This window comes from Acinetobacter sp. YH16032 (genome assembly GCF_013417345.1).
Taxonomy (GTDB): domain Bacteria; phylum Pseudomonadota; class Gammaproteobacteria; order Pseudomonadales; family Moraxellaceae; genus Acinetobacter.
Genome location: NZ_VPEE01000005.1, coordinates 18,579 through 41,429, shown reverse-complemented (window position 1 = coordinate 41,429; position 22,851 = coordinate 18,579). Strand labels below are relative to the sequence as shown.

The following is a 22,851-nucleotide window of genomic DNA, read 5'->3' as shown; positions in this document are numbered from 1 at the left end:
TTAATCGAACTTTTTACGTATCAATTTTATTATTTTTTCATTTAATCCGGAGAATTATTTTGAATTATGCACATTGATGTATGTTTTTCATACATTATTTTAACGCTTGATTGCGAAGCAACTACAATAAATTTCACTGTACGGTTTTAAAATAAGTGAAAATCTATTTGCGCCTCATTTCACACTTTAACTGTATTTTGATATCTCAATGAAGTCATTTTTGCTCACGTTTAAGCCTATTCGTCAATTATTGACTCTTATGGTCGTAAGTCTTGGCTTAACTGCGTGTCAAAAACCGATTTCCGAAGAAATACCTACTGAATCTCCAAACCCAACTCAAAACCAGAACACCACACCTGATCTCAACCTCATTTGTCAAAAACTCAAAAAAGAAATGCTCGGGATAACTGCTCAACGGACTACATTCGCCATTGAGCAAATCAATCAAGATATTCGACTTTGTCTTCCCTTAATGCCATTTCAGGAACAGAAAGAATTGATCGGTTTGGCAGACATCATGTATAGAAATTTCTTAAGTATAGATCGATCAGCTGATCAGCAGAAAGCTTTTGATTTATATGCTCATGACCAGTCGCAATTTCCAACGATTCAACAATCACAAATTGAAAAATTACATCCACGAGATCAATATTTACTTCGGCATAAGGGTCAAGCGTATATTGATCTCGTCGATATTAACCACCAAGCAACCTATCAAAGAAACCCATATTATTTAGCACGAGTATTTGCCCCCTATTTCCCTGAGGCAGAACAAGCATTTATGCAAGAACTTGCTGAACAAAATCAGCAAGCACAATTTGAAGATCCTCATTTTCATCTTGAAGCACAAGAGATTTCTAGACGTGCCCAGTATTGGGAAAATTATCTAAAAAAATACCCTCAAAGCAGTTTCCGTTTAGATGCAGAGTACCTTTATCATTTTTATTCAAATCTATTATTTAAAGGTCTCAAACATGATCCTGTTTCTCATGATTTTGAAGGACGTGTTGAAATTGCACCCGATGCTTTAGCTGAAATCGAACAACTCGCAAATATGAAAAATAGTCGTTTAGCAGATCAAGCGAGACTTTTCTTAAAATTTATCGAACTGGATTCACAACAAAAAAGTAAATTAACTTCAAATCAGACTGATCAAAATCCGCAAGTTCTTATACAGCTAAGTCACTATTTAAACTTAAAAACTGTTGATCTTGAAAATCGTCGTAATTGCTTTAAAGACGCAATTTGTTATGCATCATAGTCTGATGACTTTAATCTGACTTTATATGTTAATATTTTGGCATCGCTTGACGGAGCGCGAGTAATAACTCGCTGAGATCACCTAAAACATTGTTTTGATGGTGAGTACCGTTGAACCTGATCAGGTTAATACCTGCGTAGGAATCAAGCCATCTAAAAACTTTGTTCTAGGTTATTCATTCAGGATAATTCCGCCACCGTTTTTGATCGTGCTTGATTCGTTGATATCATTCATAAGGATCATTGCAATGAACCAATTAACGAATCTTTCAAATACAGATCTCTCTGCTCAACATGAGCAAGATGCTCAAGATCTCACCCGCATTTTACCAGCGTCAAAAAAAGTCTATGTTCAAGGTTCTCGTCCAGATATTCGCGTACCCATGCGTGAAATTGCACTCTCCGATACACCAACGGGCTTAGGCGGTGAGTATAATGCTGCCATTTTGGTGTATGACACTTCAGGTGTTTATACCGACCCTGAGATTCAAATTGATTTAAATCGAGGCCTACCAAACCTCAGAGATACATGGATTGAAGAGCGCGCAGATACAGAACAACTCGCGACATTAAGCTCAAAATTTGGGCGAGAACGTCTTCAAGATATTCGTACAGCTGGCATTCGTTTCGCACATATCCAGAAACCTCGTCGAGCTAAACCAGGACATAACGTTACGCAAATGCATTATGCTAAGCAGGGTATTATCACGCCTGAAATGGAATACATTGCGATTCGAGAGAATCAAAAACAACGTGAAGGTGTGGATACTCGCCAACATGTTGGGCAAAACTTTGGTGCAAAAAACTTATTAGAAATTACACCAGAATTTGTACGTCAAGAAGTCGCAGCAGGTCGTGCCATTATTCCTGCCAATATCAATCACCCTGAACTCGAACCGATGATTATCGGACGAAATTTCCTAGTGAAAATCAATGCCAATATTGGCAACTCAGCACTGGGTTCATCCATTGATGAAGAAGTGGCAAAAATGACATGGGCAACACGTTGGGGTGCTGACACCATCATGGATTTATCTACGGGTAAAAATATTCACGAAACACGCGAGTGGATTATTCGAAACTCCCCTGTACCTATTGGAACTGTTCCGATTTATCAAGCATTAGAAAAGGTGGATGGAATCGCAGAAGATCTTACATGGGAAATTTTTAAAGACACTTTAATCGAACAAGCTGAGCAAGGGGTTGATTACTTCACGATTCATGCTGGTGTTTTATTGCGCTATGTTCCTCTCACAGCCAATCGCTTAACGGGCATCGTTTCACGCGGTGGTTCAATCATGGCACAGTGGTGTCTTGCACATCATAAAGAAAATTTCTTATACACCCATTTTGATGAAATCTGCGAGATCATGAAAGCCTATGATGTCTCATTCAGCTTAGGTGATGGTTTACGCCCTGGGTGCATTCAAGACGCCAATGACGAAGCCCAATTTTCCGAACTGCGTACATTAGGAGAATTAACCCATCGAGCTTGGGAACACGATGTGCAAGTCATGATTGAAGGTCCTGGTCATGTTCCTATGCATATGATTAAAGAAAATATGGATTTACAACTTGAGGTTTGCAAAGAAGCACCTTTTTATACATTAGGACCATTAACAACAGATATTGCACCTGGTTATGATCATATTACTTCAGCAATTGGTGCAGCCATGATCGGTTGGTATGGAACAGCGATGCTTTGTTACGTAACACCTAAAGAGCATTTAGGTCTACCCAATAAAAAGGACGTCAAAGATGGCATTATCACCTATAAAATTGCAGCACATGCTGCAGACCTCGCCAAAGGACACCCAGGTGCTCAAGTCCGTGATAATGCGCTTTCAAAAGCCCGTTTTGAGTTTCGTTGGGAAGATCAATTTAACTTAAGTTTAGATCCTGATACGGCACGTAGTATGCATGATGAAACTATGCCTAAAGAGGCACATAAATCAGCGCATTTCTGTTCGATGTGTGGACCTAAATTTTGCTCAATGAAGATTACCCAAAATGTGCGTGAATACGCTCAAAATCAACAGTCTGATAATCTAGATCTCAAGTTAAATCAAGAGATTGAATCAGGTCTCAACGCGATGAAAAATGAGTATCATAAGCAAGGACAAAAGTTGTATCAGAAGCTGTAAAAATTAAAAAATCTGTTTTTCTTTAATGCAATCTCAGTTAGGATGAAATAAATTTTTGTCCTAACGTATACGAATGAAAATTCTTGAAAAAGCTACTTACAATAATAAAGATTTTAAGGTCCATTCTCGCGAATCCCTTTATCAAGGATTCATTCGTATAGAGAAAGTGAGCATCACACATCGTTTATTTGGTGAGAATACTTATACCCCAACAATTCATCGTGAATTAGTGCTTCGAAAAGAAGCTGCTGGTGTACTCATCTACAATGATGCACTCAAGCGCTTTGCACTGATTGAACAATTCCGAATTGGCGCAATCGATGATCCTATCTCCCCATGGCAACTAGAAATCATTGCAGGCGTATTAGATGGCGATGAATCACCTGAAACATGTATTCAGCGTGAGAGTTTAGAAGAATCTGGTTGTGAAATTCGTAATCTGGAACATTTATTTACCTTCTACCCTTCTGCTGGTGCGTGCGATGAAGTTTTTCATTTGTATGTTGCAGAAGCAGATCTTCCTGAGCAAGGCGGTATTCATGGTATGCCAGATGAAGGTGAGAATATCCAACTGCATATCTTAGCTTATTCAGATCTTGAACCATTATTGGCATCCAAACGATTGTGTAATGCACCTGTCATCATGGCTCTGCAATGGCTCAAACAGCACATTGCCACTACCTCTATAGCGCTGAGGTAATTTATGACGCCTTTAATCAAACAGAATAAAAATGATCAGCTCATTATCCAAATTACCGATACTCATCTCATGGATCATCCTGACACGCCGTTTGTTCAGATAAATCCTGAACAAAGTTTTCATGCAGTGATCAATGATATTTTAAATCGCTATCAAGACATTGATGCGATTATTCATACAGGTGACTTGGCACAGGTACCACATGAGGCAACTTATCAGCGATATTTGAGTTTCATGAAAAATTTGAATATTCCGTTTTATCAAATTCCAGGGAATCATGATGATGCCGAATATTTTCCTTTTGCAGCGCCTGATCCTATACCGGCCGTGTTAACTTTCGAAACGTGGAAAATCGTCCTATTAAATAGTGCTGTGCCCCACAAAGTAGATGGTTGGATTAAAGCAGAACAATTGAATCATTTATCAATGATTCTTCAGGAAACACAGCATCACCCTGTCATTTTGGCGTGTCATCATCACCCACTTGAAATGAAGTCCAAGTGGATTGATCGACACATCTTAAAAAATTCAGATCAATTGACCCAGATCATGGCAGAGTATCAACACATTCAAGCAGTGATCTTTGGACATGTGCACCAAGATTCGTTGAATGTTTGGAAAAATATTCAATTTTTATCAACGCCCTCCACCTCCGTTCAGTTTAAACCAAAGACTGAAGATTTTGCCTTTGATGACCTTGCACCAGGCTATCGCAGCCTACTACTGAAAACTGACGGTAGCTTTGAAACACGTGTTCATCGCCTACAAAATTTCGTGCAAAATATTAATAAAGAAATTTCAGGTTATTAGCTTTTCTTTTAAAGTGTTTTGGTTTAAGTTATCTGTCCGAATGGAATCTGAACAGTCCAAAACAGATATTCATAGCTTTCATCTTTGATAAAAAATCTATATGATGACGCCCCCGATAGCAACAATCTATCGGAAGCGATAAAAACACTTGCATATCACCATATTTTTTGCGTACGCAAACACGCATATGATGAGGAATGCCCTTTATGGCGAATGACAACCAAAATCAAGTCTTGGAAGAAAACAACGTAGTTGCTGAAAAAGTAAAACGCGTGCGTAAGACCAAGCCAAAGACTTCCGAAGGCGGTACTACAGCGAGTCTATTTGGCATCGAGCCTTATCAGCCGAAAAAAAATGAAGAATACATGTCTGAAGGTCAACTTGAGCATTTCCGTCAAATTTTATTGGCATGGAAAGACGAGTTAATGTCAGAAGTGGATCGAACATTAAATACAATGCAAGATGAAAATACTGCATTGCCTGATGTAAATGACCGTGCAACGCAAGAAGAAGAGTTTGCGATTGAGCTTCGTACTCGTGACCGTGAACGCAAGTTAATTCGCAAAATTGAACAATCTATCGAAGCAATCAAAAATGATGACTATGGTTTCTGTGAAACCTGTGGGATCGAAATTGGCTTACGTCGTTTAGAGGCTCGTCCAACAGCGACGCTTTGCATTGATTGCAAAACTTTAGCTGAAATTAAAGAGAAACAAAATAACGGTTAATCATGTTATTTAATAATCCTTCCCTAACCCCTCCTTTGATAAAGGAGGGGGACAACAGGATGGCTTATGTGGGTCGGTTTGCGCCATCGCCAACCGGCCCTCTTCATTTTGGATCACTCATTACAGCTGTTGCAAGCTATTGTGAAGCAAGATCTCATGCAGGCAAATGGGTTGTACGAATTGAAGATACAGACATCCCTCGCATATATCCTGGTAGTGAAGAACATATCTTGTCATGTATTGAAGCTTTCGGTTTCGAGTTTGATGACGAAATTATCTTTCAAAAAGACCGTTTAAACATCTATGAATCTGTCTTAAATGATCTTCAGCAACATGACCTCACCTATGCCTGCCAATGTACACGAAAAATCTTAGGCTCTAATCATATCTATAGCGGTACTTGCCGCGATTTAAAACTACCACACGATCAACAAGCCATTCGGGTTAAAACATCAAACGAGTTGATTTGTTTTGAGGATCTTTTACAAGGTCAGCATTGCTCTAATTTGACCAATGAATTAGGAGATTTTGTTCTTAAACGTCGCGACGGTATTATTAATTATCAGCTCGCCGTGGTTGTGGATGATTATCTACAAGGAATGACTCATGTTGTGCGTGGTGCTGATTTGCTGGATAACACTGAACGACAAATTTGGTTAGGGCGATTATTGGGCTACCCTGAACTTCAGTATATGCATTTGCCCCTAGCAATGAATAAAGATGGTACAAAGCTTTCTAAGCAAAATTTAGCTGTAGCACTTGATCTCACCCAAGCCCCCCAACTCTTGAACAAAGCTATTCACGCATTAGGACAAGATCCAGTTGATCTAGATCAACCAAATCGTATGCTTCTACAGGCAATTCAACAATGGGATCGTAAGAAAATTCCAGTTGGCACCACCATACAAGGTGTTTTTGAATAGTGTCCATACAGAATCATGCTTGTTATTCAGCTGAAAATGTTTTTGAATTCCATTTAGCTAGATTAATCAGGAGTTCATTATGTTTTTTATTTTTGGGGTAGGACCTAAAACCATCAAAACGAAAAAGGGGCAATTTCTATGCCCAGTCTGTCGTACATATAGCAATTATGAAATTAAACAACAACGCAATTATTTTTCTTTATTTTTTATTCCATTGATTCCACTATCAAAACCCAAATCTGGTCAAGTCACCTGTTTAAACTGTGGCACACATATGCCAACGATGGTGTTGCAGCAAAATAGTACCCCACCATCATCAGATTTGAATGCTTAAGATACAATCGTGTATCTTAAAAGCTAGATACTTCCTTGGCCTGATTCTTTTCTTGGGTTGTTGCTTCAATTTTCAGCATTAAACTGACCATGACAGCACACATAATCAGAGATGAACCACCATAACTAATAAATGGTAAAGTTAAACCTTTAGTTGGGAGCAGCCCCATATTCATGCCAGCATTTACCATAATTTGCAGAACAAAAATAATGCTAATCCCGTAAGCCAAATAACCCGCTCTCAAAAATTGATGCTGAATGGCACGATGCCCTATTCGAATACACGCACCCACCATAAGAAATGACAGTGCGAGAACAACCGTAATGCCCATGAAACCGAACTCTTCTGCCAAAATAGCCAACATAAAGTCCGTATGCGCCTCAGGGAGATAAGACATTTTTTGAATACTATGGCCTAAGCCTACCCCTAACCATTCACCACGTCCAAAGGCCATAAGCGCATTTGAAAGCTGATAACCAGAACCTAAAGGATCTGCCCATGGATTGGTAAAAGACATTAAACGCTCGAAACGATAAGGCTCGAACACAACCAGCACTACAAATGCCATGATAATGGCACCCAATGCAATACCAAACTGGATTAGTGGTGCACCTGCAAGAAAGAACACCCCTAACATCGTTAAGGCAACCACTACCGTTGCACCTAAGTCAGGTTCAGCAATAATCAAACCAACTGTACATAGCATTACTGTTGCTAATCGTGCTAGCCCTTTCACATTATTCCGCACTTCTTCTGCCCGACGGACAACATAATCTGCAGTAAAAATAGCCATCATCACTTTCGCAGCTTCAGTAGGCTGGAAGGTAAATCCTGCGATTCGAATCCAACGCGTCGAACCGTTCACTTCCGAACCGACTAATAACACCGCGACAAGCAATGCCATAGTCATCATCCATAACGGAAATGTGTTATTAAACCAGGTATTTAACGAAACACGATAAACCAAAATTGCTGCGACAAACGCAACCACGATGGATATGGCATGGCGGATGACATAGTGGAATGGATTTTCATGCAATCTTTCTGCGTAAGGCATAGAAGCTGAACCAACCATCACCGTTCCAATACAGAGCAGTGCAATCACACAAAAAATTAGAACATTCCTTGATGTAATTTCACTTGGAATACGTGGTAACCAACGTTGGTAAATTTTATTCACTTTATCAATCGTTGTCTGAGCTGACTCAGCCATATCTTGGTCCTTATTGTTCTTCGTGCAGCGCATTCACACAAGCAACAAATTGATGTCCGCGTTGTGGATAGCCAGTAAACATATCAAAACTTGCACATGCTGGCGAAAGCAATACCACATCATGTTGCTGTGTATTTGCTTGGCATAATTTTACTGCTTCTTCCAATGACGTAGCGTGAAGAATTTTGGTTGTGCCTTGAATTGCTTGTTCAATCACTGGCGCATCTTCACCAATGAGTACCGCGAGTTTTGCAAATTCCGTTAATGATTTTCTTAAAGCAGTAAAATCTTGCCCTTTACCTTGACCACCTAAAATGATGGCAACTTTAGCTTTCTGTCCTGCGATCGCCGCACCTAAGCCGTCTAATGCTGCTAAGGTTGCCCCAATATTTGTACCTTTTGAGTCGTTATAATAACGAACACCTTGCACTTCTTTAACAAATTCGCAGCGATGTTCCAACCCCTTGAAGGTTTTCAAAGTTTCCAGCATAACCTCTAATGGTAGACCTATCGCTTCACCTAAAGCTAAACACGCAAGTGCATTTGCGACATTGTGTGTCCCTTGAATATACATCTCAGAACTTTTCAATAAACGTTCACGCCCCCTTGCTAGCCACATCGTACCATCAGTATCTCTGAGTACACCATACTGATTCATATCTGGTGCATTGAGCCCAAAACTCTGCATTGGCGTTGCATCAGGTACTAAAGGACGTGTCAAAGAGTTATCCCGATTGAAGACCACTTTCTTGACACCTTGAAAAATACGATGTTTGGCAGTGTGATATCCCATCATATCACCATGACGATCGAGATGGTCTTCGCTCATATTTAAGACGACAGCAACTTCAGCATTTAAGTTCGATGTAGTTTCTAATTGGAAACTGGATAGTTCTAAGATATATAGCTCTGGATCATCTTTGGTTAAATCTAAGGCTGGACGTCCTAAATTCCCCCCTACAGCGACTTTTTTGCCTGCATATTTCGCCATTAAGCCGATCAAGGTGGTCACTGTGCTTTTTGCATTAGAACCTGTTATTGCAACAATAGGCTTTTCAGTCGCACGTCGTAAAATTTGAATTTCACTGACAACAGGAATGCCTTGTGCAAGTGCTGTTTGAATCACTGGCAGTTTAGGATCAAGCCCTGGACTGATAATAATTTCCTCAGCAGACAACAACATTTCTTCGTCAAATTTCCCAAAGCTAGTTTGGACTTCAGGTGGAATTTGATCATGTCCAGGTGGAGAGGTCCTCGAATCTGTTACTGCAACGTGATAGCCTTTTTCATGTAGAAAATTTACCGCAGCAACACCCGAAATTCCGAGTCCTGCGACAACTTTTAATCCACCACGCTGTATTAACATTTCTGCCCCATATTTTAGTCTAATTAGAAACTGCCGAAATGTTAGCACTTTGCTGCTTTGAATGCTTTTTTTGATTTCATAATCTTGACATTATTTTGTGTCCATGCGTAAAAAAACCGCCAATTTAGGCGGTTCTCTTATTGAAGTAAACTACTTCCATTTCACAGCTTGAGGGTTTAACTTGGGTGTTTCCTTGTCTGAAACAGGACAAGCGCAATTTCCGCCACAACCAGCAGTCATTTTGGGTTTAAGCCACTTTGATAGTGCCTTCCACCCTTTTCTTTCCGTGGCATCTGACAGTTTCATAAAGACTGAATTTGACGTCTGTGGAAAAACCTTTTTGAATACGACCAATGCACTCCAAAGGACCAATGCCGTAATAATTAGAATTTCAATCATCTCAGTCTCCTCAACTCTTCAGATTTAAGCTAACACGCTGGTCGCGACTTGATAGGTTAAAAACGACATAAAATACGCTAAACCAAATAAATAGACGGTCATAAAGCCAACTGTCTTCCAAGAACCTGTTTCGCGTTTCACTGTCGCTAATGTCGCCAAACAATGTGGTGCATAAATGAACCAGACCAAAAGTGATAATCCTGTTGCTAAAGACCAGCCCAAATCCCCACCACTACTAATCAGTGATGCCAAGCCTTCCGACATCGCATCCTCATCAACAGCAGACAAAGCATACACGGTGCCTAAAGCAGCAACGACAACTTCACGCGCAGCCATGGCTGGAATTAAAGCAATACAAATCTGCCAATTAAAGCCTAATGGCGCAAAGATTGGTTGCATCAAATGACCTAACATCCCCGCAAATGAATAATCAATCGCAGGTAATGTTGCACCCTCTGGTGGTTGTGGGAATGTGCACAAGAACCATAATAAAATAGAAAGCGCAAAGATGATTCCACCGACTCGCTTCAAAAAGATTTTTGCTCGATCAAGCAAGCCAATCCACACGTTTTTCAAATCTGGAAAACGATAGCTTGGAAGTTCCATCAATAACATATGTTGAGATTTATCTTTTTGGAAAAACTTCAACACAAACGATACGATCAGTGCACTCACAATCCCTGCCATATATAGACCGAACAGCACTAAACCTTGAAGGTTAAATAGTCCCCAAACCGTTTGAGAAGGCACAAAAGCTGCAATCAACAACGCATAGACGGGTAAACGAGCTGAACAAGTCATCAATGGCGCAACAAAGATCGTGGTCAAACGGTCTCTTGGATCACTAATAGTCCGTGATGCCATGATTCCAGGAATTGCACACGCAAAACTCGACAGTAATGGAATAAATGCACGTCCCGAAAGACCTGCTTTATACATCAACTTATCAAGTAAGAATGCCGCTCGGGGTAAATAACCTGATTCTTCAAGCACCAAGATAAAGAAGAATAAGATGAGAATCTGAGGCAAAAAGACAACTACACCACCTGCACCCGCGATAATTCCATCAACCACTAAACTATTGAGTAATGGATGTGCAATATTCTCACCAACGACTTCACCCAACCAGCCAAAGAACGTCTCAATACCATCCATGAAGGGTGCCGCCCAAGCAAAAACTGCTTGGAAAATGATGAACATCATCACCGCTAAACTGAATAGACCAAGTACTGGGTGCAGAAAGATTTTATCGAGAAAAACTGAACGTTTATCATCAAATTCAACAAATTGAACGGCATCTTTGACAATCGCTTCAACTTTGTCGTGATCAGATCCTTTCAAACCTGTCAGCTCAGTTTGAGGAACAGCATATTTGCCATGATCTAGCGCATTCATCAGGTTTTCAATACCTGAGCGACGCACAGCAACCGTTTCTACAACTGGAATGCCTAAGCGCTCAGAAAGCTTTTGGGTGTTTATTTGCATTCCACGGCGACGAGCTTCATCCATCATGTTAAGTACGAGTAGCATTGGACGACCCAATTGGATCAACTCCAAAACTAAACCAAGGTGCAACTTCAGATTGGTTGCATCAACAACGCATAAAAATGCATCTTGATGACCTTCTTCCGCAATTTTCCCATAAACAACATCACGGGTGATTTCTTCATCTGGACTAGTTGCGTCTAAACTATACGTCCCTGGCAAGTCTAAAACACGAACCGCTTTACCTGAGTTTAGCGTGAAGTGACCAATTTTTCGCTCAACGGTTACACCTGCATAGTTACCTACTTTTTGGCGTGTTCCAGTCAAATGATTGAATAATGAAGTTTTACCACAGTTAGGATTACCAACAAGGGCAACACGCAACGCATCGCTCATGCCGACACTCCTTCTATTTCAATTTTTTGTGCTTCATTTTTTCTTAAGGCAAAGCGAGTAAAACCCACTTGAATGAGAATTGGATCACCGCCAAACAGTCCTTTCGTAATGACTTGTACTTTAGTTCCGGAAACAAATCCTAGCGTTTCTAAACGACTTGCCACCATATCTGTAGAAGTACCATCTACAGTGCGATGCACTTGCGTAATGATGGCAGATTGTTTGACTTTCAAATCAGATAAACGCACCGTACCTAACCCTAAAAAATTTTGAACAGTATACATACAAATGAGAATTATTACTGCACTCTCATCAAGAATGATTCGCATCTTCTTATAACACATCGACATGCATAGAAAATTACACTACATTAGATAATCTCAATTAAATCAATCGAATTTCCCAATCGAATATCCCTATGATTAATAAGAAACCTCGAGTTCCTGCACCCATTCAAATTCCAGAACAACTTTCGTTCTTACACGGATTTCGAGATTATTTAATCGCTCAGTCTGTTAGCCCACACACCCGAAATGCCTATCTCACAGATTTAGTCCAATGCAGTACTCTGTTAATCAGCCCCATGACCTTATGGTCACATGATGATATTTCAGATGTACTGATTGAGCTCACCAAACAAGGGAAAAGTCCTCGATCAATTGCTCGCACTTTATCGGCACTTCGGTCTTTCTATAAATTTTTAAGAGAGCAAAATTTAAGAACAGATAATCCTATAGCCGCACATAAAACACCCAAGTTAGGACGAGCGTTACCTAAAGATTTATCTGAGCAAGATGTTGAATCACTCATTCAAGCACCAGATACAAACACAGCGTTAGGCTTGCGTGATCGCACGATGTTTGAAGTCCTTTATGCTTGTGGTTTACGCGTGAGCGAACTGATTAATTTAAGAATAGATCACATCAATCTCAATCAGGGTTTTTTGCGAATCTTGGGCAAGGGAAATAAAGAACGTTTAGTTCCTTTGGGGCAAATTGCTGTGGAATGGATTGAAAAATATTTAGCAGAAGCTCGTCCACAACTCTATAAAAGTGCTACAGATTACTTATTTCTGACCCAACATGGCGGGATTATGAGCCGTCAAAACTTTTGGTATGCCATCAAACGTTATGCCCTCCAAGCAGGTATAGCGACAGAGCTATCCCCCCATACATTAAGACATGCTTTTGCAACTCACCTGCTCAATCACGGTGCAGATCTCCGAGTGGTACAAATGCTCCTCGGGCATAGTGATTTATCGACAACACAAATTTATACGCATGTTGCACAAATTCGCATGCAACAACTTCATGCTCAGCATCATCCCCGTGGCTAAGTCATCGATCTGAATTTTGTAGCACTAAGCTATAATTTACGATTTGAGAATATTTTTTGTTATGCTTAGCACAGTAAAAATAATGCTGAAAACTTTAAAAGGGTTGTTTATGTTATTTACCCGTTCGAAAATTTTATTCGCTTCTACCCTTGCAACGACGCTTTTTATCAGTGCATGCTCCAAATCTGAAGACACGCAAAAATCTGATGGGACTTTAACGGCAACTGCACCAGCAACGGGCCAAGCATCAAATTTAACTGAGCGAAATGCGCAACAACGCTTGATTCAAAAGTTAGAGAAAAATTTTAAAACTGCCAATATCAATGCCAAAATTATCGAGATTAAACCAACCGAAGTACCAAATCTTTACTGGGTCAATTTAGAGGGTATGACTGCGGTATACACTACTGCAGATGGTCAATATATTTTCCAAGGTGATTTACTACGTTTAGGTAATAAAAAAGTTGAAGATATTGGACAATCCTTCCAGTCGGCATTGAGTAAAGGATTACTAAGCCAGTTAAAAGCTGAAGATCTCATTATTTATCCAGCTAAATCTAAAACCAAACATATCGTTTACGTTTTTACAGATATCAGCTGCCCTTACTGCCATAAATTGCATGAACATATGGATGAAATCAATTCTAAAGGAATTGAAGTTCGTTATATCGCGTGGCCACGTGGAGAACAGTATTTCCCAGCAATGGAAAGTGTCTGGTGTAGTAAAGATCGTAAAACTGCATTTGATCAAGCTATTTCAGGTCAACAATTAAACAATACCAACTGTGAAAATCCTGTTAAAGATCAGTACCAAATGGGTTTAAAAATGGGTGTAAATGGAACACCTGCAATTTACAGCTCAGAAGGTGTTTATCTTGGTGGATACATGACAGCAGATGAAATACTACGTAGCTTAAATAACTAATATTTATGAGATAAATTACTGCTTTTTATACATCAATATTTAACTCGATTGACCCTAGAGTCTGCCTCTTTTTTTAGCTATGATCTAGGTTCAATAAAATTTTACATATTTTTTGGAGTGTGACGTGAAACCAGTTCGTCTGGCAATACTCGGTCTAGGAACCGTAGGTGGTGGTGCCCTTAAACTATTACAAGAAAACGCTGCTGAAATTAGACGTCGCACCGGTCGTGAAATTCAAATTACTTATGTGGGTACTCGTCGCCCTCGCCCAGATTTAAATCTTCCAGACTCAGTTAAACAAAGTGCCGACCTTCTTGATATCGTTCGTCAACCTGATGTTGATGTTGTTGTTGAAGTCATGGGTGGTATTCACCCTGCTTATGAAGTCATCAAAGAAGCAATTGTTCATGGCAAACAAGTTGTCACTGCCAATAAGGCGCTTTTAGCTGAACATGGTAACGAATTATTTAAACTTGCTGAAGACAATGCTGTGCAGATCGCCTATGAAGCAGCTGTTGCTGGCGGTATTCCAATTATCAAAGTAATTCGTGAAGGCTTAGCTGCCAATAAAATCGAGTGGCTTGCAGGCATCATTAATGGTACAGGCAACTTTATCCTAAGTGAAATGCGTGAAAAAGGACGTGCTTTTGCGGACGTTTTGAAAGAAGCGCAAGAACTTGGCTATGCTGAAGCAGATCCAACTTTTGATGTAGAAGGGATTGATGCTGCTCACAAGTTAACCATTCTTGCATCTTGTGCATTTGGTATTCCACTTCAATTTGATAAAGTTTTTACTGAAGGAATAGGCAAAGTTACTGCTCAAGATGTGAAGTACGCCGAAGATCTTGGCTTCCGTATTAAGCATTTAGGTATTGCACGTCGTGCAGAAAAAGGCATTGAACTACGTGTTCACCCAACGCTCATTCCAGATGACCAGTTGATCGCAAATGTAAACGGCGTTAAAAATGCTGTTCTCGTACAAGCGAACGCAGTCGGCCCAACTTTATATTATGGTGCTGGTGCTGGTGCTGGTCCAACTGCTTCTGCCGTAGTCGCTGACGTTGTCGATATCGTTCGTGACATTTCTTATACTGAAGACGGTGCTGGAACTATTCCACAATTAGCATTTGAAGCACTCACAGACTTACCAATTCTAAGTCGTGAAGAAATGACAACGGGTTACTACATCCGTATTAATGCTGAAGATCAAACAGGCGTACTTGCTGAAGTTACTACGATCTTGAGTCGTGCAGGAATCAGTATTGATGCCATTATGCAGCAACCTCGCTTAAAAGACCTTATTCCTATCGTGATTCTGACAGATCCTATTGTTGAATCAAAAATGGATGAAGCGCTTTCACAAATTCAAGCATTACCCGTCATCCATGGCGAAATTGTACGAATTCGTTTAGAATCGCTTGATAATTAATCATCTCGGGTAGAGGGTACTGCTGCCCTCTCCAGCTCTACACACAATTGGAACATCATCATGTCTAATGCCAATCGTTACACTGGTTTAGTTGACCGTTATCGCGACCGTTTACCAGTGTCTGCAACTACTCGTGCAATCTCCCTAGGCGAAGGTAATACACCACTGATTAAGCTTGCGAATATTCCACGTTTAATTGGCAAAAATGTTGAAATTTATGTGAAGTACGAAGGCTTAAACCCGACTGGTTCATTTAAAGACCGTGGTATGACCATGGCAGTCACTAAAGCTGTTGAAGAAGGCTCTAAAGCGATTATCTGTGCATCTACAGGTAATACCTCTGCTGCCGCTGCCGCTTATGCTGCTCGCGCTGGTATTAAAGCATTTGTTTTAATTCCAGAAGGCAAAATTGCAATGGGTAAAATGGCTCAAGCAATGATGTATGGTGCGATCACAATGCAAATTCGTGGTAACTTCGATGACGGTATGCGCCTTGTTAAAGAAGTTGCTGACCAAGCACCTGTAACTATCGTAAACTCAATCAACCCTTACCGTTTGCAAGGTCAAAAAACGATTGCATACGAAATCGTTGATGAATTAGGTCGTGCACCTGACTATCACTGCTTACCAGTAGGGAACGCAGGTAACATCACTGCACACTGGATGGGTTATACTGAAGCTGTTGCAAACCAACCTGCGGATCAATTTGAGCAAGTAATTTATGATGCTGAAACTGATCAGTTCACTGGTCCTAAACCTGAAGGTTTACCGACGATGGTTGGCTATCAAGCTTCTGGCGCAGCACCATTCTTACGTGGTGCACCTGTTCAAAACCCTGAAACTGTTGCAACAGCAATCCGTATTGGTAACCCACAAAGCTGGAACCATGCGAAAGCGGTAGTACGTGACTCTCAAGGTTGGTTTGATGAATTAACAGATGCTGAAATCTTAGAAGCTCAACGTTTGCTTTCTATGTATGAAGGTGTATTTGTTGAGCCTGCTTCTGCAGCTTCGATTGGTGGTGCAATCCGCGATATTAAAGCGGGCAAAATTGCTGAAGGCTCAGTCATTGTTTGTACTGTAACAGGTAATGGTCTTAAAGATCCTGATACTGCTATCAAACAGTGTTCTGATGCAGTCATGCTTTCAATAGATGCAACGATGGATCAAGTACGCGATTCAATTTTGTCTAATATGTAAGATTGCATGATAAAAAACCCTGCATATGCAGGGTTTTTTATTTATGGTCTAGATCGCACGTGGTAACTGACTGGTCCAACGCATTAAGCGAACAGCATCATCATTACGAGCTTGAGTATTGCTTGCTCCTAAAAGCACAACTACAGCTGGACGATTATTCAAAGTCGTATGCATCACCACACAACGCCCAGCCTCATTAATAAATCCCGTCTTTGAAATGTTAATATTCCAGCCACCGTTACGAACGAGAGAGTTCGTGTTGTTCGATTTCAACACACGATAACCGAGGTTAAAATCATAAGTTGGCGTCGTAGAAAATTGACGAATAAGACCGTACTGTGATGCGGTACTCACCAAGATACCCAAGTCCCGCGCAGAAGCAACATTGCGAGGATCTAGACCTGTAGACTCAGTAAATTTAGATGAATGCATCCCTAAGGCACGTGCTTTATTATTCATAGCAGAGACGAAAGCCGCACGACCTCCTGGATATGTTCGAGCCAAAGCCGCAGCTGCAGGATTTTCAGATTTCATTAAAGCGAATAATAAGGCTTCAGCACGATTCATTGTGTCACCTACACGCAATGTCGAGCTTGAGTTTTTACCACCCGCACCTGCAAAATCAATGCTTTGCAGCGTAATATTTTCAGACATATTTAATTGTGCATCTGCGATCACAACAGCTGTCATTAACTTTGTAACAGACGCTATCGGAAGAGCAGTATTCGTGTTCTTACTAAATAAGACCTCACCTGTATTTGCATCCATGACCAACGCTGCACGCGCGTTCACTGAAGGTTGATTACTATAGCGACTGTTATCAAGAATCTGCGTAGTTGGTGATGTTGAGGTCGCAGGGCCTGTAGATTTACGAATTGTTGTTGTAATCGTGGTCGTTGCTTGAGGTGTATACTCTTCTGAAGAGGAAGTAGAAGCTTTGACACTATCATTATTTAAGAATTGGCTTGCATCTTCAGATGACCAACTGATACTCGCCTGCCCCGGTGCAGAATTAGCATGATTAATTAATTCTGCAAAGCTCAATGAGCTCATAGAGAGTAGTACTGATGTAGTCAGCACATGCATTAGCGTTAATTTCTGTTTTTTCACGATAACTTACTCATCTTACGGAGGCATTTTGCATCATTGCTAATCACCTCAAATATGACTTACATTTAGGTACAAACGTGATTAATATTAAACCACGTGATTATGCACAGTATTTTAGTAAAGATTAGGAATAGCATTGCTATTTTTGTTAGTCCAATGCAAGCAATTTTTGCATCATGTAACAAAAAAGTAAGAATAGATTTCAGAGGAGGTGTTTGTGATCACGGTATTAGTGGTAGATGACCATGAGTTAGTTCGTACAGGTATTTGTCGTATGCTTGAAGATCAAGCAGATATTCAAGTCATTGGTCAAGCAGAGTCCGGTGAAGAAGCAATTAGTCTTGTTCGTCAACACCACCCTAATGTCGTCTTGCTCGATGTGAATATGCCTGGTATCGGTGGCGTAGAAACCACTCGCCGTTTATTACAAACAGCACCTGACACTAAAGTTCTCGCCGTCAGTGGCCTAGCGGAAGAACCCTATCCATCACTACTGTTAAAAGCGGGGGCTCGTGGTTATATCACGAAGGGAGCTCCGATCACAGAAATGGTGCGTGCAATTAATAAAGTCATGCAAGGTGGTAAATACTTCAGTGCAGATATTGCTGAACAGCTTGCGAGTTCTTATTTATCTGATACACAAACCTCTCCTTTTGACGCACTTTCTGAACGTGAAATGCAAGTCGCGATGATGGTTGTGAATTGTATTAGTGCCCAAGAAATTTCAGACAAACTCTTTGTTAGCGTAAAAACAGTGAATACCTACCGCTATCGTATATTTGAAAAATTAGGAATCGATAGTGATGTCAAACTGACGCATTTGGCAATTCGTTATGGTTTGATTAAGCCTTAATTTGATCTGAGTATTCCAATGACGTCTGCTGCTTCAATTTCTATTTACCAAACGATCTACCGTCTTGGAACACTATATTCAAGTTATCGTATCATTATCGCCCTAAGCTTAACGCTCATATTCCTACTGACGATTGATTCTGAACGTTATTTTTATCAATACGAATCAATCTATTTTTACGCTTTACTCCTTTATGTTGCAAGCAGCATCGTACAAACGATCGTTTTAAAATACTTACCACAAGCTATTTCTAAACAAATTATCACCTTATTTGCAGTTGATCTGCTCTTTCTAAATACGCTTACTTTTGCACTCGGTGGTCCCAATATCGCAATTGGGTTATTGTTTGTCATTTCCGTCTTTGCAGCAAATTTTTTACTCAGTAAAAACCAAGCCTTATTCATCACATTGGTCGCGGTGATTGGGGTCGTATATCAACAGTTTTTTGGTAGTTTGTTCTCCATTGAAAGTCTAAATAATATTGGTGACAGTGCCTTTCTTGCCTTTTTATTTTTTGTGGTTCATGGTATTGGTCAAGTATCAATACAACGGTTTCAAGTACTCGAATCGGTCAATACACATCAAGCTAACGAACTCTTTAAATTACAAAATATTAATCGTTATATTCTTGAGCAAATCGAAGTTGGTTATCTGGTCTTAGATGATCACTGTAAAATTATCGTCTGCAATCCTGCTGCATGTTCACTACTCGGTATTTCGCCACTCTATGCTCATGAACAATATAATCTTGCAAATTTTCAACCAGATCTCTATGAAATTCTCAAAAACACATTAGTTGCTCATGGAGAGCGCTTTCAATTTGAATCACATCAATCATCCTATACGGTTGATATTCGTATTCAAAAACTGGTTACACCTCAACAAGCACTCACGCTATTAATTTTGGAAGATGCGCAAAAGCTTAATCAGAAAGTTCAACAAATGAAATTAGCTTCTCTTGGTCAATTATCAGCCAGCATTGCACATGAAATACGTAATCCTTTAGCAGCAATCGTACAAGCCAATGAACTTAATGATGATTCGGATGAAGAACAAAAACGTATGCTCAATCAAATGATTGCTAAGCAAGCAAAACGTATTGATAAAATCATCAAAGACACATTGGATATGGCAAAGAATAAAAAAACTGCCAGTGTACTGATTCATTTTGAGCAGTTTATGCATGATCTTATTCAACAAGATTTAGCAGATATCAGTTCTCATATCCAATTACAGCTTGAAGCCAATATTGAAGTTTATTTTGATGAAATCCAACTGCGACAAGTTCTGATTAATTTAATTCGCAATGCTATTCGTCATAATGATCCGACCGCAGAGTACATTTTTGTCAGAAGCAGTTGTTCAGAAAATCAAATTTTTATTGATGTTATCGATTTTGGCAAAGGCATCCAACAACATGATTTATCTCAATTATTTCAACCATTTTTTAGTACTGAAACCAATGGAACTGGTTTAGGATTATATTTATCACAAAGTATTTGTGAAGCTAACCAAGCAAAATTGAGTTATATCGAGCAAGAACAGCAAGGTGCATGTTTTCGTATTACATGCCATAAGACAGACGTTTAGATGGATAAGATCAGGTTATGGTAAAGCAACAACCTTTAGTACTTTTAGTCGATGATGAACCTGATTTATGTATGTTGATGCAAATGACCCTTTCTCGGATGGGCATTAAAACGCATATGGCACATCATTTGAAACAAGCGCTACATTTTCTAAGCGAATATAAATACGATGCGTGTATCACCGATTTCAATTTACCAGATGGCAATGGCATCGATTTAGTTAAATACGTCACCCAGCACTATCCGAAGACACCCATCGCGGTACTGACCGCCTATGCCAATATGGAGTTGGCAATCTCCGCTTTAAAAGCAGGCGCTTTCGATTTCGTCAGTAAGCCCATTAATCAACAACATTTGCATCAATTGCTTAAGAAAGCATTACATACCCCTGCAGTGGATGATGATCTCAATCAGCTTCCACTTGAGGAACAACTGCTGATTGGTGTCTCAGAACAAACTCAACAGCTTCGTACAGCAATCAAAAAAATAGCACGATCACAAGCACCCGTCTTTATTACAGGTGAATCAGGGACTGGTAAAGAAATCGTTGCGAATCTTATTCATCAACTCAGTAATCGTCATGATCATGCCTTTGTCGCGATCAATTGTGGTGCGATGAATGAAGACCTGATGGAAAGTGAATTATTTGGTCATATCAAAGGCAGTTTTGTGGGTGCTGACCAAGACAAACAAGGGTTAATTCAAACAGCTGACGGTGGAACATTATTTTTAGACGAAATTGCAGAGCTTTCACTCGCCATGCAAGCTAAATTACTGAGAGCAGTTCAAGAAAAGAAAATCCGTCCGATTGGCAGTGATAAAGAGCTTGATGTTGATTTTAGGATTGTCAGTGCAAGCCATCAAAATCTTGAGCAATTGGTTCAGCAAGGCAAATTTAGACAAGATCTATTTTTTAGAATTCATGTGATGGATTTACGTCTTACCCCACTCCGCGATAGACCCAAAGATATTCCTGTTCTAGCTCAACATTTTATTGATAAAATCAGTAGTGAATGGCGTATTGAAGCCCCTCAACTGTCTCAAGAGGCGATACAATTCCTTAAACAACAACCATTTACAGGGAATGTGCGCGAACTTAAAAATATCATCGAGCGTGCACTTACACTTTGCGATGATAAGCTCATAGCCGTCGAGCATGTTAAAAGCCCTTCATTAGGCTTAACATCCCCACCTTTAGCACAACAACCAAATAGTCAAATTGAAGGAACTACTGATTTACCTTCTCAGACACCCAAAGGTTTGCCCGAAGAGGGATTAGAACAATACCTTGAGAAAGTAGAAAAAGAAGTTTTAATTAATGCGTTAAACTCAACGCATTGGAACAGAACCCTAGCCGCCAAAAAATTAGGAATGACATTCCGCTCATTACGATATCGTTTAAAAAAATTTGGTTTAGATACTGAAGATGAATAACTTAGCATCACCCCGATATTGATGATATTTAACGGCTTCTTAACAACAAATCGGCTGCGTGTTGGAGGTAAACCTCTTCTTTCATATCCTGCGGCCAAGGATATTCGATATTAGGGGCTATGCCTTGCCCATCAATCTCGACGCCATTGGGTGTTAAGTAATGAGATACTGTCATTTGTAGTGCCGCACCATTTTCAAGTGGAAAGAGTTTTTGCACAACACCTTTACCATAACTCTTTTCACCAATGATTACGGCGCGTTGATGATCTTTCATTGCTGCCGTAAATACTTCTGCTGCAGAAGCCGAACGTTGATTAATCAATACTCCGACTTTAAGCCCTGTAAATTCATGTCCAGGTAAAGCTTGGAATTGTTGATCACCTTCTGAACGGCTACGTGTAGATACAATCAAACCCTGATTTAAAAATAAATCTGCCGTTTCCACAGCAGAAGATAATAATCCACCCGGATTATTTCTTAGATCTATTAAAACAGCTTTGAGTTGTTGGCTATGATGCTCATCGATATAACGTTTTATTTCATTCGCAGTATCTTGCTGAAAAACTTTCACCTTTAATAGTAAAACTTGATTACTCAGCATATGTGCTTGTATATCGGCAACATCTAGTTTTTGATTTCTCACTAAAATAACTGGAGATGAGTTCGGTGATCTTTGTAAACTGATGGTTGATCCAATCGAGCCGCTGAGCAAGTCTTTGACTTGATCTTGGTTTAACAATCTAAGCTCTTGTCCATCAATTTTGTAAAGTGTAACGCCGTTGGCCAATCCTAATTTTGCCGAGTCACTATCGGGATCTAAATTTTCGATCTGCCATAAACCTCGTGAGGTATCAAAGCTAAGATCAAAATCGATACTCGCTAAATCCTCCTCGGTATATTTGAGGAGTTGGCGATAATCTTCTGGAGATAAATAGCGAGAGTAACGATCTAGCCCACTCACCAAACCTTGGATCGCTTGTAAAAATAACTGATCGTCAGTGACTTCAGTGACATAGTTTTCTTTTACTGTACCGTAAATCTGAACAAACTGCTGTATAGATTCAATCGGAACTTCTGAACTGTTTGATGACCAGTCTTCTTCTAAAGGATCAACTGCTGGACCCTTAGATCCAGCAGCGAAAGCATGAACCCCATTCAAACTTAAAGCTAGACCTAACATGAGTTTGAATAACAATGGATTCATACTGAGTTCCTTC

Annotated in this window: 20 protein-coding genes, 2 pseudogenes and 1 riboswitch; of the genes and pseudogenes, 15 read left to right on the top strand and 7 right to left on the bottom strand. The window is 40.0% G+C overall.

Going from position 1 to position 22,851, the window contains the following annotated elements:
- Positions 1 to 208 precede the first annotated feature (208 nt).
- From FTV32_RS05500 to FTV32_RS05470, 7 genes are all read left to right on the top strand, one after another.
- Complete coding sequence (locus FTV32_RS05500; protein ID WP_218947367.1) at positions 209 to 1,261, top strand: hypothetical protein; 1,053 nt, start codon at positions 209 to 211, stop codon at positions 1,259 to 1,261.
- Between the two features lie 40 nt (positions 1,262 to 1,301).
- Positions 1,302 to 1,421, top strand: a riboswitch (TPP riboswitch).
- An 87-nt stretch (positions 1,422 to 1,508) separates the two neighbouring features.
- Entirely contained in the window at positions 1,509 to 3,404 is a 1,896-nt protein-coding gene (gene thiC / locus FTV32_RS05495; protein ID WP_092767314.1) for a phosphomethylpyrimidine synthase ThiC, read from the top strand.
- Positions 3,405 to 3,477: 73 nt separating this feature from the next.
- A complete protein-coding gene (locus FTV32_RS05490) occupies positions 3,478 to 4,104 on the top strand; it encodes an NUDIX domain-containing protein (protein WP_180028172.1) in 627 nt (208 codons plus the stop codon).
- A 3-nt stretch (positions 4,105 to 4,107) separates the two neighbouring features.
- A complete protein-coding gene (cpdA, locus tag FTV32_RS05485; RefSeq protein WP_180028171.1) occupies positions 4,108 to 4,914 on the top strand; it encodes a 3',5'-cyclic-AMP phosphodiesterase in 807 nt (268 codons plus the stop codon).
- A 206-nt stretch (positions 4,915 to 5,120) separates the two neighbouring features.
- A complete protein-coding gene (gene dksA / locus FTV32_RS05480) occupies positions 5,121 to 5,642 on the top strand; it encodes an RNA polymerase-binding protein DksA (RefSeq protein ID WP_035263919.1) in 522 nt (173 codons plus the stop codon).
- A 59-nt stretch (positions 5,643 to 5,701) separates the two neighbouring features.
- Positions 5,702 to 6,565: a tRNA glutamyl-Q(34) synthetase GluQRS gene (gene gluQRS, locus FTV32_RS05475; protein ID WP_257227592.1), complete on the top strand. Its 864-nt coding sequence runs from the start codon at positions 5,702 to 5,704 to the stop codon at positions 6,563 to 6,565.
- Between the two features lie 79 nt (positions 6,566 to 6,644).
- Positions 6,645 to 6,899 (top strand): zinc-ribbon domain-containing protein, encoded by a 255-nt coding sequence (locus tag FTV32_RS05470; RefSeq protein ID WP_180028169.1) that lies wholly within the window; start codon positions 6,645 to 6,647, stop codon positions 6,897 to 6,899.
- 16 nt (positions 6,900 to 6,915) lie between these two features.
- On the opposite strand, the gene ftsW is transcribed toward FTV32_RS05470, so the two are convergent.
- The 5 genes from ftsW to FTV32_RS05445 form a co-directional block, all read right to left on the bottom strand.
- Positions 6,916 to 8,112 (bottom strand): putative lipid II flippase FtsW, encoded by a 1,197-nt coding sequence (gene ftsW, locus FTV32_RS05465; RefSeq protein WP_035263915.1) that lies wholly within the window; start codon positions 8,110 to 8,112, stop codon positions 6,916 to 6,918.
- 10 nt (positions 8,113 to 8,122) lie between these two features.
- Positions 8,123 to 9,478: a UDP-N-acetylmuramoyl-L-alanine--D-glutamate ligase gene (gene murD / locus FTV32_RS05460; RefSeq protein ID WP_180028168.1), complete on the bottom strand. Its 1,356-nt coding sequence runs from the start codon at positions 9,476 to 9,478 to the stop codon at positions 8,123 to 8,125.
- Between the two features lie 150 nt (positions 9,479 to 9,628).
- Complete coding sequence (locus FTV32_RS05455; protein WP_035263913.1) at positions 9,629 to 9,877, bottom strand: DUF6587 family protein; 249 nt, start codon at positions 9,875 to 9,877, stop codon at positions 9,629 to 9,631.
- A gap of 24 nt (positions 9,878 to 9,901) precedes the next feature.
- Positions 9,902 to 11,758: a ferrous iron transport protein B gene (gene feoB / locus FTV32_RS05450; protein WP_092767324.1), complete on the bottom strand. Its 1,857-nt coding sequence runs from the start codon at positions 11,756 to 11,758 to the stop codon at positions 9,902 to 9,904.
- The gene (locus FTV32_RS05445; protein ID WP_092767423.1) at positions 11,755 to 12,006 is read right to left on the bottom strand and encodes a FeoA family protein; all 252 of its coding nucleotides are present in this window, start codon (positions 12,004 to 12,006) and stop codon (positions 11,755 to 11,757) included. The genes feoB and FTV32_RS05445 overlap by 4 nt, the downstream gene beginning before the upstream one ends.
- A gap of 170 nt (positions 12,007 to 12,176) precedes the next feature.
- On the opposite strand from FTV32_RS05445, the gene xerD reads away from it, so the two are divergent.
- The 4 genes from xerD (at position 12,177) to thrC (ending at position 16,648) form a co-directional block, all read left to right on the top strand.
- Entirely contained in the window at positions 12,177 to 13,094 is a 918-nt protein-coding gene (gene xerD / locus FTV32_RS05440) for a site-specific tyrosine recombinase XerD (protein ID WP_180028167.1), read from the top strand.
- Positions 13,095 to 13,203: 109 nt separating this feature from the next.
- Complete coding sequence (locus FTV32_RS05435; protein WP_180028166.1) at positions 13,204 to 14,019, top strand: DsbC family protein; 816 nt, start codon at positions 13,204 to 13,206, stop codon at positions 14,017 to 14,019.
- A gap of 124 nt (positions 14,020 to 14,143) precedes the next feature.
- Complete coding sequence (locus FTV32_RS05430; protein ID WP_035263907.1) at positions 14,144 to 15,448, top strand: homoserine dehydrogenase; 1,305 nt, start codon at positions 14,144 to 14,146, stop codon at positions 15,446 to 15,448.
- Positions 15,449 to 15,508: 60 nt separating this feature from the next.
- Complete coding sequence (thrC, locus tag FTV32_RS05425; RefSeq protein WP_092767330.1) at positions 15,509 to 16,648, top strand: threonine synthase; 1,140 nt, start codon at positions 15,509 to 15,511, stop codon at positions 16,646 to 16,648.
- A gap of 48 nt (positions 16,649 to 16,696) precedes the next feature.
- On the opposite strand, the gene FTV32_RS05420 is transcribed toward thrC, so the two are convergent.
- Complete coding sequence (locus FTV32_RS05420) at positions 16,697 to 17,758, bottom strand: serine hydrolase (RefSeq protein ID WP_180028165.1); 1,062 nt, start codon at positions 17,756 to 17,758, stop codon at positions 16,697 to 16,699.
- Positions 17,759 to 17,975: 217 nt separating this feature from the next.
- Between FTV32_RS05420 and FTV32_RS05415 the strand changes: the two genes are divergently transcribed.
- The 4 genes and pseudogenes from FTV32_RS05415 to FTV32_RS17730 form a co-directional block, all read left to right on the top strand.
- The gene (locus tag FTV32_RS05415) at positions 17,976 to 18,611 is read left to right on the top strand and encodes a response regulator (protein WP_092767334.1); all 636 of its coding nucleotides are present in this window, start codon (positions 17,976 to 17,978) and stop codon (positions 18,609 to 18,611) included.
- Between the two features lie 18 nt (positions 18,612 to 18,629).
- Positions 18,630 to 20,201 (top strand): PAS domain-containing sensor histidine kinase, encoded by a 1,572-nt coding sequence (locus FTV32_RS05410; RefSeq protein ID WP_092767336.1) that lies wholly within the window; start codon positions 18,630 to 18,632, stop codon positions 20,199 to 20,201.
- A 17-nt stretch (positions 20,202 to 20,218) separates the two neighbouring features.
- Positions 20,219 to 21,347, top strand: a pseudogene (locus FTV32_RS05405) (sigma-54-dependent transcriptional regulator); the annotation flags it as partial.
- Positions 21,348 to 21,454: 107 nt separating this feature from the next.
- Positions 21,455 to 21,634 (top strand): annotated as a pseudogene (locus FTV32_RS17730) (helix-turn-helix domain-containing protein); the annotation flags it as partial.
- Positions 21,635 to 21,662: 28 nt separating this feature from the next.
- On the opposite strand, the gene FTV32_RS05400 reads toward FTV32_RS17730, so the two are convergent.
- Positions 21,663 to 22,838 (bottom strand): S41 family peptidase, encoded by a 1,176-nt coding sequence (locus tag FTV32_RS05400; RefSeq protein ID WP_257227591.1) that lies wholly within the window; start codon positions 22,836 to 22,838, stop codon positions 21,663 to 21,665.
- Positions 22,839 to 22,851: the final 13 nt, after the last annotated feature.